At 58.1% G+C, this 10,982-nt stretch carries 10 protein-coding genes and 1 pseudogene; 6 read left to right on the plus strand and 5 right to left on the minus strand.

Annotation, left to right across the window (positions count from 1 at the left end; translation table 11 throughout):
- The first annotated feature begins 141 nt into the window (after nucleotides 1–141).
- A complete protein-coding gene (locus ACR3FF_RS23150; RefSeq protein ID WP_458190499.1) occupies nucleotides 142–279 on the plus strand; it encodes a hypothetical protein in 138 nt (45 codons plus the stop codon).
- Nucleotides 280–641: 362 nt separating this feature from the next.
- Here ACR3FF_RS23150 and ACR3FF_RS23155 read toward each other — a convergent pair whose 3' ends face one another.
- Nucleotides 642–1,871 (minus strand): right-handed parallel beta-helix repeat-containing protein, encoded by a 1,230-nt coding sequence (locus ACR3FF_RS23155; protein WP_458190500.1) that lies wholly within the window; start codon nucleotides 1,869–1,871, stop codon nucleotides 642–644.
- Nucleotides 1,872–2,148: 277 nt separating this feature from the next.
- Here ACR3FF_RS23155 and ACR3FF_RS23160 point away from each other — a divergent pair, with 277 nt between their 5' ends.
- Both ACR3FF_RS23160 and ACR3FF_RS23165 read left to right on the plus strand, forming a co-directional pair.
- Entirely contained in the window at nucleotides 2,149–2,517 is a 369-nt protein-coding gene (locus ACR3FF_RS23160) for a hypothetical protein (protein ID WP_458190501.1), read from the plus strand.
- 177 nt (nucleotides 2,518–2,694) lie between these two features.
- On the plus strand, nucleotides 2,695–2,952 hold the full coding sequence (locus ACR3FF_RS23165) for a hypothetical protein (protein WP_458190502.1): 258 nt from the start codon (nucleotides 2,695–2,697) through the stop codon (nucleotides 2,950–2,952).
- A gap of 76 nt (nucleotides 2,953–3,028) precedes the next feature.
- Here ACR3FF_RS23165 and ACR3FF_RS23170 read toward each other — a convergent pair whose 3' ends face one another.
- Together ACR3FF_RS23170 and ACR3FF_RS23175 are read right to left on the minus strand one after the other, a co-directional pair.
- Nucleotides 3,029–3,748: a class I SAM-dependent methyltransferase gene (locus tag ACR3FF_RS23170; protein WP_458190503.1), complete on the minus strand. Its 720-nt coding sequence runs from the start codon at nucleotides 3,746–3,748 to the stop codon at nucleotides 3,029–3,031.
- Nucleotides 3,749–3,776: 28 nt separating this feature from the next.
- Nucleotides 3,777–4,661 carry an aldo/keto reductase gene (locus ACR3FF_RS23175; RefSeq protein ID WP_458190504.1) on the minus strand — a complete coding sequence of 295 codons (885 nt, stop codon included), beginning with the start codon at nucleotides 4,659–4,661 and terminating at the stop codon, nucleotides 3,777–3,779.
- 904 nt (nucleotides 4,662–5,565) lie between these two features.
- Between ACR3FF_RS23175 and ACR3FF_RS23180 the strand changes: the two genes are divergently transcribed.
- Together ACR3FF_RS23180 and ACR3FF_RS23185 are read left to right on the plus strand one after the other, a co-directional pair.
- Nucleotides 5,566–6,450 carry an FRG domain-containing protein gene (locus tag ACR3FF_RS23180; protein WP_458190505.1) on the plus strand — a complete coding sequence of 295 codons (885 nt, stop codon included), beginning with the start codon at nucleotides 5,566–5,568 and terminating at the stop codon, nucleotides 6,448–6,450.
- 125 nt (nucleotides 6,451–6,575) lie between these two features.
- Nucleotides 6,576–7,502: an IS4 family transposase gene (locus ACR3FF_RS23185; RefSeq protein ID WP_458190506.1), complete on the plus strand. Its 927-nt coding sequence runs from the start codon at nucleotides 6,576–6,578 to the stop codon at nucleotides 7,500–7,502.
- A 412-nt stretch (nucleotides 7,503–7,914) separates the two neighbouring features.
- Here ACR3FF_RS23185 and ACR3FF_RS23190 read toward each other — a convergent pair.
- Both ACR3FF_RS23190 and ACR3FF_RS23195 read right to left on the minus strand, forming a co-directional pair.
- Nucleotides 7,915–8,364, minus strand: a pseudogene (locus ACR3FF_RS23190) (ion channel); the annotation flags it as partial.
- A gap of 397 nt (nucleotides 8,365–8,761) precedes the next feature.
- Nucleotides 8,762–8,959 carry a heavy-metal-associated domain-containing protein gene (locus ACR3FF_RS23195; protein WP_458190507.1) on the minus strand — a complete coding sequence of 66 codons (198 nt, stop codon included), beginning with the start codon at nucleotides 8,957–8,959 and terminating at the stop codon, nucleotides 8,762–8,764.
- Between the two features lie 406 nt (nucleotides 8,960–9,365).
- Here ACR3FF_RS23195 and ACR3FF_RS23200 point away from each other — a divergent pair, with 406 nt between their 5' ends.
- Nucleotides 9,366–10,769, plus strand: coding sequence for a permease (locus ACR3FF_RS23200; RefSeq protein WP_458190508.1), 1,404 nt, complete (start codon nucleotides 9,366–9,368; stop codon nucleotides 10,767–10,769).
- The last annotated feature ends 213 nt before the right edge of the window (nucleotides 10,770–10,982 follow it).

Genomic DNA, 10,982 nt, shown 5'->3' on the forward strand with positions numbered 1-10,982 from the left:
ACGGTACGCTGAAGCCGATGCTCTTTGTGCGCCGTTGGTGGCGCGAGCGTGGCTTGGAGCGTTTTCGTGGCGGTTGCGGTCACACTTCACAGTACGAGTTAGTAATAGTTAAGACTATCTAATCACTAATCAAGAATAGAGATGCCAAACCTCAACGTCGAAGTAAGCGACGGAGAATACGAACAGCTAAGCGAAGTGAAAGACGCACACGGTCTTACGTGGCGTGGGTTGGTGATTCAAGGCGCGAAGGCCTTGGACATCGACGGACCGCTTAAGTAGGACAGACAGCCGGGCGACACACGTGCAAATGCCCAGCTAAACGAACGCGATTCAACCCCGCGCTAAAGCACGGGGTTTTCTCGCTACCACAAGATAAATCATCTCGTGTCACTGAAACAGTCTACTGGTCGATTCCCTCGAAAACGAACGACCAGGCAACGACGAACGTTCGTCAAATCCACGGTCGGTGGCACTGCGGGCGTAGGATTGCTCGATGCGGTCGAATCTGGATTCAGACACCCTTGTGGCCGAAAACGGTTACCAGCGATACCCCGGACTGCGCTCGCATCTCGGACGCTCGTGCCGGTCGATGTCGTGTCCGCCTCGTGGTCATACCGTCGAAGACGTTCGGCCCTCGTCGGTCATCGCCCAGCGTTCCGCTGGCCCGAAGTCGTTCGCGAAGACTCCGGCCCACCCCACGACGCTGACTTGCTTGCGGGCTGTGGCGGTGCCTCCGGGTCCGGCATCGTCGGCTGGTCTCCCGGCGGCGGCTGTTTGCGCCAGTCCCCGCCGGGGAAGTCACCGCTCGCGGCGCGACGCTCCTGTTTCTCGAACACGTCGGTGACACGGCGATCTCCACTGGTCGAGTCGCGTTCGATATTTGGTGGCAGACTGGTCGAAAACGCGTTCTGCTCGAAGCGATTGCCGCGCTCTGCGGGCGTACCGAGCGCGAGGTCCGCGACCTTCGATCCGCGGACGCGGTTTTCACGAACGACGTTCCCCGACGGTGGAACGACGTGTCGATATGCGACGATGCCGAAGTTCTCGTGATTGCGAACGTCGTTGTCCGTAATCAGGTTGTCCTTCCCGCCCCAGACGAGGATTCCGGTACCGAACGTCGGATACGTCAACTGCTTGCTCGGGGCGTCGACGTTGTCGTTGTCGTAGACGACGTTCCCGACGATTCGGGTCGACCGCTGGGGAGGGTCGATTCTGTCTAGCGTGTTCGGGACGATTCCGGCCATATTGTGTCGCCATACCGAATTTTCTATCGTCAGGTCGCCACCCGCGCTCGTCCCCGAATAACCCATGGCGTTGCGCTCGGCGACGACGTCGGCGATGACCGCGTGGAACGGATGGTTCCGGCCGAGGTAGAATCCGGCGTCGGGGTGGCCCGAGGCGTAACTGTACTCGAACCGACCGTCGCGAGACCGGTAGGCGTAGATACCGTAATTCCCGTTATTGTACGCCGTCAGGTAACTTCCCCGGAACCCACGGACGGACGACCAGTAGAAGGCAGTGTCCGTGAAGTGGCGTCCGGTCACGTTTTCGACGGCCACTCCGTCGGCCTCGACGACCACTCCGTACGGTCGTTCGAACTCACCGTCCAGCACGACTCTGTTGCGGTCGGTTCCGCGCACCGTGATTCGCGGCGTCCAAATCTCGACTTCCTCCTCGTACGTTCCCGGACTCACGAGGACGAGGTCTCCTTCGCTGGCGTTGTCGACACCGTCCTGTATCGTCGGATAGCGTTCCGGGATACGAATCGTATCGAAGGTTCCGGAGGCGTTTTGCGCGGTGGACGGTGCTGTGACCCCGATAACGCCCGCGTGGCCCACTGTTCGGAGGAGACTTCTTCGAGTTCGTGTCATCTCACCCACCCGTTCTCGGTGTACGTGAAGCGGTCGTTTTGCTCTTGGGGGTGCCGCCAGGCAACCCGACGAACTCGGCGTCGATTTCGTGCAGACGGAGGTCACGTTCACGGCCCGGGCGTGGATGCGGCGAACCCGAAACTCGCTGCTCGAAGCGTTCGTCGTCGACGGGACTCGTGGGTGGGAGTCACGAGTCGGCGTACGACGAGACGAACGGACCGTTAAGTTTCACTCTGACTGGCAGAGGTTTAGGTGACCGCCCGTCGTGTTCTCGATGATGATGCAGGGAACGCCGCTGTTCGACAAACTGTTCACGGAACTGGTCGCCGTGCTCGACCAGCATCGCAACGTCGATAGCGTTCGCATCGCGACGACGCTTCTCGAACGCGATACGGGGACACAGTTGATCGGTCTCCTCGATGGTGGGGAGGCGGTGCTCACCTTCGAGAAGGCAACGGGGACGGTGGCACGGACTCCGATTCTCACAGACAGCCTCGATGGTGCGAGTTCATACGACGTCGACCGAGTCAGAACTGACGAACAGCTCTGGCGGTCGATCAGCGCGCTCGGCGACGACACGTTCGTCTGGGTCCACCCACGGTTTCGATGGCTCTTCGAAGCGCCGTACGCCGCATTGCTCGCGTGACCAGATTGCCGATGCGGTTCGACGAGTGGACGTTCCCGAAGATGGCGATGAGTTACGCATGCTCCCGGCGACCTCGACACACTACGGAACACATGTGCGCCGACCGACGTCCGGTGTCGCACGTTCCGGGACACCGTTTCCAGTATCGATTTCAGGCCATACGGTATTCGATTTAGTATGTCACCGACGTCGAACGACGAATCGGGGTCTCTCCAGCCTCTCCTGTGGTTTATTCTGCTCACGTATGCCGTGACCTGGGTTTGTCTCGTCCCTGGAATCGTGTCTGGCGGTGAACTGACGCCGCTCACCGTCGGTGGATACCTGAGTGGTGGCTTCGGACCGACGATCGCCGCACTCGCCGTGACGTATCGTAACAGTGGCCAGAAAGGAGTACGTGCGCTCGTCGCGAGGGCGACTGTTTGGCGCGTCTGCTAGTTTCTCAGCGAACTGGCCCTCGTCGGCGTGGACGTATCTCCGTTCGATATTCCGTCGAGGCAGGTCGCACGGCGAATCAGACGGGCAACTGCAGCGCGACGCTGTACATCGACCCGACTGACTCCTCACCGATGGCCGATGCGATGCGCTCGGTCTCGGCGACCAGGGTGTCACCTAGCTCGTCTGGTAGTCGAGAAGCCATAGCGACCGCCGAATCCGCGTGCGCTTTTACGTGGCTCGCGGTCCACGGAACTGGTTCTAATAGGGTTCGCTTTCGGTCGAACTCCCAACCGTAGCCGCCGAAGAGTCGCCGGAGCACCGCTTCCGGGTAGAACGTCAACGCAGGTTGACCCGTAGCCAACTCGGTAGCAGCGTTCTCGAGAGCGAAGAGTTCGCGCACGGTAGCTCCGTCGGGGAGTGGTTCGTAGTCGTCTATCACGAGGTGACAACCGGGGGCCGCGACCCGCGTCAGCTCCGTCGCGACCGATTCGAGCGACGCAGGTGCGAGAACGTTGAACAGGCCGTGAGCGGTGATAATCTCGACCGAATCGGACGCCAGCGGGAGGCGACGAAGGTCTGCCTCTAGTACCGCAGTTCGTTCGGGTTCGTCACGACCGACCCGCTCGTGGACGGTGTTCGCGTGGTCGCGGTCGTTCGTGACGGCATAGATGCGGCTGGCGTCGGCTGCGAGTAGACCGGCCGTGGTGTTGCCGAGACCCGCTCCGGCTTCGAGACAGACCGCCCCTGCTACCGGACGGTCGGCGAGGGCGGTCGTAACCGTCTGAGGAACGTCCATAGCTGGTTTCGAAAACGGTTCGTCGACGTTAGTGGTGGAGTTGTTCGGGAACTGGACTCTGGTCGTGGCGGAGTCGCTCGACGAGCGACCGCTGAGCAGCCTCGTTCATTCCGTCGTAGCGCTCGGCCGCGTCGAGAACCATAGCGACGAGCTTCGGGTCACCCGGACTGACGACGCTCGTGAGTCCCTGCGCGGCCGCGAAGTCGAATCGTTCATCGATTTCTGCGGGCGTATCGACCGGTTCGTACCAGTTCGCGTACGGACGGTCGTCCTCGGGGAGGTCGTCGGTCGGAGGCCACGACCCCTTCGCGAAGGCTTTGATGCCGAGCGTCCCGATTCCTGCATCGTTTGCGCGGTCGAGCACTGCTTCGTAGTCGTACTCGTCGGCGTCTTTGCCTGCGACGACCGGGTTCATCGGAAACATCACCGTTTCGAGGTCGTCGATGCGGTCGATGGCGTCGAGGATGAGTTGTGGTCCCCCGTGGCTCGTCAATCCGACGTGGTCGATGAGTCCTTCTTCCTTAGCTTCCCGGAACGCTTCGAGTGCGCCGCCCTCACTCGTAATCGTCTCCAGTTCGTCCTCGTACTCGAGACCGTGAATCTGGTAGAGGTCGACGTGCTCGACGCCGAGGCGGGTGAGCGACTGTTCGAGCTTTCGTTTCGCTCCCTCGTACTCCCGCTCCTGGGTCTTACAGCCGAGGAAGATCTCCTCACGATGTTGCCGAAGCTTGGGGCCTAATTTGAGTTCGGCGTCCCCGTACGTCGGGGCGACGTCGAAATGATTGACGCCGTGGTCGAGCACGAGTTCGACCATCTGGTTCGCGCCTTCCTGTTCGAGCCAGTTGAGCGCGATGGCGCCGAAAGTCATAACGCTGCTGTCGTGGCCAGTCTCGCCCAGAGAACGCGTTTGCATAGTTGATGGTTGTGGGCGATTCACAAAAACGTATGTCCCGATGGAGACGCTCGTTCCGCGAATGGCGGCGAGTGCAACCGATACGAGCTCACCGTCGACGTTCGGTTCGAGTACGAGGGAGCGGCGGTCGTTACTGAATCGGTCCTGTTGCGTATATCGGTGATGTGAGACCCACCCCTCCGAGAAGTGAGTGTACAGTCGAGACAGATATCGCCAAAGAAGTGTGTCGATACTTCGCTCCATCACACTGGAATCCTCACCACTCGTAGTGGATGCCGATATCCGACCGCTCGCTGTTTGGTGATACCATCTTCAATCAGCGAGGGAATCCCGGCCTTTTAGGCCGGGCGGGAATCGCGTAAACTTCACTACGCAACCGCCGAAACCGGCAGGCTTAGGACCCCTCGTTACATAACTACTCTTGTTGGAAGAATGCGGCAGAACAAGTCGCCGACGCTGATTTCGTTGGTTGCGCAACCACAGCAAGTCTCGGCAGGGCCAAAGAGCTGAACGCGGTTACAGTCGCTATCGTTCTCGGTCGGACCACGCGACTGTTCTTTGTCGAGACGGGGTAACTGTCACCTGCCCCCTGGAATCGGGAATGATGACCGCGACACGTCCGAGACGGTCCTTGTGAAGCCCTATATGGGTGCGTAGCAGGGGTAGAGCGAGAGAACACCGGTAAGAAGTTGTGTTCCTGGCCTGGTCTGGCCATACACAAGCCCCGGCGTTTACGCCGGGGTAGGTGACGCACCGCGAGCTACCGTGGACATCGCAGTGGAAGTTAGCTATTAACATAGTACCTTTCACGGAGTAGTTCGAAGACCTCGTGGCGTAATTTCTTTCACTGCTCTCACCACCAACTGACCCGACCTGATTTACGCCTTGCGAGCGACCAACACCCATGACTGAAATGGGGGAAAACGAGTTCGTGGCCACGAACTGGGCGACGCTCCAGCGCCTTCTGTACCGAGACTCTTGGAACGATGACCTCGAGCGTCACCGGTCGCCGTACGTGTTTCGGGGCATGACTGCAACGGACCACAACCTCGAGACGTCACTCCAGCGGTTCGTTGGCGGTTCCGGAAACTGGGATCTCGAAATACACCTGCTCCGGAACTTTCGACAGTACGCCCGCCAAGAGATAGACCAACCCGATTCACCGTTCCATCTCATGGCACTCGCCCAACATCACGGACTGCCGACTAGACTCCTCGATTGGACTTACTCTCCGGCCGTCGCAGCGTACTTCGCGACTGACGGGTCCCCGGATACCGACGGTGTAGTATGGGCAGTCGATTACGAAGCAGCTCACAATAAGCTTCCCGACCATTTTCGCGAGTTTCTCGCCGAGTTGGGAACGAACATGTTCAATGCGGCGATGCTCCACGACCTGATGACGATGGTCATCGAGCGGTCGGCCGAATACGAGAGTCAGTTGGCCGACCGGCGGACGCTTCCGATGCTCGATGTAAGAGACGTCATCGAAGAATTCTCGAAACAACGAGGCGACGACCATATCGTCTTCTTCCAACCACCGTCTATCGATCGACGCATCGTCAATCAGGCGGCACTCTTCTCCAGTATGGCCAATCCACGGACGTCGATGGACGAGTGGCTAGCACGACATCCAGAACTCTACTGGAAGATCGTCATCCCCTCCGAGCGAAAACGGGAGTTTCGTGATAAATTGGATCAAGCGAACATCAATCACCGAACGCTATTTCCCGGCCTCGACGGAATCGCAACGTGGTTGAAGGACTATTACAGACCCAGCCAGTCGCGATGACCGTACAGCAAGGATAGCAAAAGAGAACGATAGTCCTTCCCCCATCCGTGTTCGGTTAAGGATCGAAACCAACAGACGGTGCTGTCTTGATGAGGTTATCTTCAGAAACCGCGTAGAGAGAGGTTGTGTTACCTGAACTCTCTCCAACGCTCATACGACGCCGGTTGACTTCTCTCTTTCCAGCAGACCTCATTGAAGGCATCGCGCGCGAGCGCGATGCCGTCCAACGTCAGCGAAAAGTCGACATCACGATGCTCGTCTGGTCGCTCATCTTGGGTTTCGCCGTCGACGGCGAAACCCGCTCTATCGTCGCGTTTCAACGAGTCTACCAGACAGCGACCAATCAGACTGTCTTCCGCTCCAGCTTCTACGACCGATTTACGCCACAACTCCGTGACCTCTTGAGCGACCTCCTCGCGCACGCGCTCAAGGAGGTCGCGGTTCCTCACACCGTCGCGCCCCAACTCAGTCAATTCCGCGACACGATGATCGCTGATGCAACCGTTTTTCGGTTGCATCGGCTCCTTACGGCGTTTCCAGCGACTCACAAGGATCAATCCGGAGCACAGCTGTATCTCGTCTACAACGTGACGAAACGGACGCTCGCACAGTTCAGCCTCACCGACGAACGAACCCATGAAAGCAGCCAGTTCCCCGTGCGGAACTGGCTGCGTGGACGGCTGTTTCTGTTCGATCTCGGGTTTTACAGCTACCGTCGCTTCGCGTTGATTCATGCGAACGATGGCTACTTCGTGAGTCGGCTGAAGACGAACGCAAATCCGCGAATCGTCGGCGAGCGACGGAAATGGCGCGGGCGCGCCATTTCCTTGAGAGGGAGTCATCTCCAAGACCAGCTCTCGAAGCTCAAGCGGAAGTACATCGATGTGACTGGTGAATTCGGGCAGATTTCTACTGGTTGTCGTTCCGAGACGGCCATTGCCGTGCATCAGACTCGACCAGACCGAGTAGTGTTCGTCGTCGTTCGCCCAAGTCCTCGAGGGACGAAGCGAACTCCTCGTTCGAGACCGTCGAAACTCCGTTATCGCGGATAGTATCGAGATCGGGTGAGGGTGGAGGGCTTCCTGCAGGCTCGATGAACGAACTCCGAAGCGTCTCGAGATACCCCTGGACGCTCGAACGCGCGTTCGTGAGAATGACGTTACTTGGTCGGTCGCGTTCAGGGACGCCAAATTTCAGTATCGTCAAAGCCTCGTCGAGGACTACTATACCGACCACTGACGCTTGCTCGGGGTGCCTGCTGTAGAAGTAATGAAGAACCGGATATGCTTTATGATTCGATGTGAGGGTGTTGAGCTGCGAAGTGAACGAGTTCAGCATCAACTCGAGGCCGTGGAACTCCTCGCCGTTCCAACTCGCCTGAACGATGTCCTCGCCCCGTGTGCCGAGTCCGGTCACGTTACTCGCGAATGCCCGTTTCTGGGTGACGGCCCCGAGAACCGAGAGAACGTAGGTGACGCTCAGCGTTACGAAGAGGAGTCCACTACCCGTGGTGAGTGCAGTGGCGATCTGCCAGACACCGTCTCGTGGAACGAAATCACCGGTTCCCAGCGTGAACAGGGTATATCCGGTGAAATAGATCTGGTCAAACCAGGAGATAGAACCTCGGTCGAGTGTGTCGATGAGAGCCCCCTCGGCACTGGCGAAGAGAAGCGTCCACCCTCCCCAGAGCAGTAGTATCCACATCATCAGGCTGGCGATAAATACGATCGGACCTGCGAGGCTAAGCACCAAAGAATTTCGTGTCCCTATTTTTCGAAGCAGTCGCCACGTCCAGGTCATCAAGCGGGAGGTGAGCGGGCCGGCTCCGCCTTCGACCCAGACCGTCGTCCACAGCAAGTCTACGACGACGGCAACGAGAAGGACCGCACCGAGGACGAGATACACGAGATTCATTTATTGTTTCCCCGGCGATGAGAGGTCACTGACGTGCATATCGAGTTCTATCGTCTGCAATGTAGCACTATGTTCATTTACATTCTTCGCCATCGAATCAATCATTAGAGCGGTGACAAGTTCCCAACGAGGTATCGCCGAATCGATTACCGTCACCCACATTTCCTGTTTTCATGCGTTCTCGATTTTCGGTAGAGACGTTACCTGTAGATTGATTCAACGTGGTGGAGACACCCAGCCGACTGTTGGTCGAGTACTACGCTAATCGAGTCCCTCACCATGTAGTAGTCGATGGCAACCGAACGCTCCGATATCAACCTCGGTGTAGGGAACGTTACACGAAAAGACGCGGCGAGCATACTGGTCAGCCACCCTACGCGGGTTCTTTCGGTTCTCTTCAGGCGTGCGCCGTGTACCCAGCATCTTCGACGGCCCGGACGAGTTCTGTGATATCGGCATCCCCTTCGATACTCGCCTGCTCGGCCTCGTGGTCGGCAGTGGCGTCAGTGACGCCGTCGAGACCACGGAGGGCTTGTTCGACGGACTGTTCACAGTGCGTACACGACATTCCCTCGACAGTGATCGTCGTTGACATACACATTGATATACGTCGGGCTATCTTTTTTGGATTTTCCTTTAGATTCAGAGGCTGAGATGACACCATTACCTTGGAAACGAAACAAAACGCACACGGACGTTCACTCCTGGGAAGAGATTCATCCGTGGGTTCACACCAGGTGGTGACCCACATCACACGAGTTCAGATGGAAAAACCGACCTCGGGACGTTGCAGAACTAACATTCGAAATTCGTTACTGTTGGATGATAACCGAGCGGACCGGTACGATGGATTCGTTCACCGTCAAAAAGAGTGGATAGGTACTCGACCGTCGTATTCGACGGCCACACCGCGCGTTTCTTTTCGAAAGGTGGATGTGGGTGCCTTCGATTTTCAGTTTCTTAAGAGCAACTGGCAAAATCGATGCCAGCGTAGTTCACGTATGGAACTCGGTCTGGGTGACGGGATTCTCGAGTCGCTACGGATAGGGATTGGTTTCCTCTGGACCGCTGCGTGGGCGATCGTCATGGGGCTGATGATTACGAGCGTCGTGCAGGTCTACGTCTCGAAAGAGCGGATGGCACGGCTTCTCGGCGACGACGACCTCGGTGGCCTTGTGAAAGCTACCGCCTTTGGTGCTGCCAGTAGTGGCTGTAGCTTCGGTGCCGTCGCTATCGCGAAGGGACTCTTCAAGAAGGGAGCACACGTGGTGAACGTACTCGCGTTCATGTTCGCCTCGACGAATCTCATCGTCGAACTCGGGTTGATGATTTTGATTTTGCTCGGTTGGGAGTTCCTCGTCGCGGAACTCCTCGGAGGAGTCATTCTCATTGCGGTAATGGCGCTCATCGTCCACCTGACGCTCCCAGAGAACCTCTTTGAGGACGTTCGAGAGGAGCTGAATCGGCGTGACCACGACCACGGTATCACCGAGGATCCGACGTGTGGAATGGAGGGCAACGACGAACACTCACTTGTGACCGACGGGGGTGAAACGCTGAAATTCTGTTCTGCTGGCTGTCTGGAGACCTACCAGCAGGAGGTCGCCAGTAATGGGGGCTGGCGCGACGACCTTCGCTCGTGGGGTGGCTGGTACAAACTCGGGAATCAGTACCGCAAAGAGTGGGCGATGATCTGGAAAGACGTTATCGCTGGATTTCTCGTCTCCGGATTCGTCATCGTCTTCGTCCCACAGTGGGTCTGGAGCAGGCTCTTCATACAGGGAGAAGGGCTACTCGTCAGTGCCGAGAATGCAGTCATGGGCGTGACGATTGCCGTCATCAGCTTCGTTGGCAGCATCGGGAACGTTCCGTTCGCCGTTGCACTCTGGGGTGGCGGAATCAGCTTCGCGGGCGTCATCGCGTTCGTCTACGCCGACCTCATCACGATTCCGGTGCTGAACGTCTACCGCAAGTACTACGGCTGGAAGGTGATGCTGTACATCCTCGGCGTCTTTTTCGTCACGATGGCCTTCACCGGCTTCCTCATGGAGGAACTGTTCACCGCCCTCGGTATCGTCCCGAACCTCGCTGGCGGGCAGACGGCCACTGAACGGACGTATTTCGAACTCGACTACACGTTCTATCTCAACGTGATCGCGTTCGGTCTCTCGGGATTCCTCCTCTACGTCTATCGGCGAGGACTCGGTGCACCCGGTCAGTACCGCGATCCTGTCTGTGGGATGCGCACTGGCAACGAGGATCCAAGCGTCACCCACGACGGCGTGACGTATTATTTCTGTTCGAACCGATGCAAGCAGTCGTTCGAGAGCAATCCTGCCGAGTTCTCACACGTACATCCGCGGGTTTCAGCGGCGGGAACGTCGACGGACCACGAGCAACATTGAGTGGGGTCCGATGACCACCGCAATCAGACGTCGAGCCGTAGTCTTGCGATGGATAATCAAAACTGGTACAATGGTGTCTATCCAATGCTCACACGTGACATCCTCGCCCGCCCTAAAGGGCGGGGCTTCCTACAAGGGAAGCCTCATTGTCGGAGGTTTCGGAACCATACTCCGAGAGAGTCGTCTGTCGGGGTTGCCGACTCGTCTCTCGGT

This window comes from Haladaptatus ordinarius (genome assembly GCF_054177595.1).

Bases quoted from the DNA above. Each gene is read 5' to 3' on its own strand.
- ACR3FF_RS23150 (WP_458190499.1), top strand. From the start codon at position 142: ATGCCAAACCTCAACGTCGAAGTAAGCGACGGAGAATACGAACAGCTA.
- ACR3FF_RS23155 (WP_458190500.1), bottom strand. From the start codon at position 1,871: ATGACACGAACTCGAAGAAGTCTCCTCCGAACAGTGGGCCACGCGGGC.
- ACR3FF_RS23160 (WP_458190501.1), top strand. From the start codon at position 2,149: ATGATGCAGGGAACGCCGCTGTTCGACAAACTGTTCACGGAACTGGTC.
- ACR3FF_RS23165 (WP_458190502.1), top strand. From the start codon at position 2,695: ATGTCACCGACGTCGAACGACGAATCGGGGTCTCTCCAGCCTCTCCTG.
- ACR3FF_RS23170 (WP_458190503.1), bottom strand. From the start codon at position 3,748: ATGGACGTTCCTCAGACGGTTACGACCGCCCTCGCCGACCGTCCGGTA.
- ACR3FF_RS23175 (WP_458190504.1), bottom strand. From the start codon at position 4,661: ATGCAAACGCGTTCTCTGGGCGAGACTGGCCACGACAGCAGCGTTATG.
- ACR3FF_RS23180 (WP_458190505.1), top strand. From the start codon at position 5,566: ATGACTGAAATGGGGGAAAACGAGTTCGTGGCCACGAACTGGGCGACG.
- ACR3FF_RS23195 (WP_458190507.1), bottom strand. From the start codon at position 8,959: ATGTCAACGACGATCACTGTCGAGGGAATGTCGTGTACGCACTGTGAA.
- ACR3FF_RS23200 (WP_458190508.1), top strand. From the start codon at position 9,366: ATGGAACTCGGTCTGGGTGACGGGATTCTCGAGTCGCTACGGATAGGG.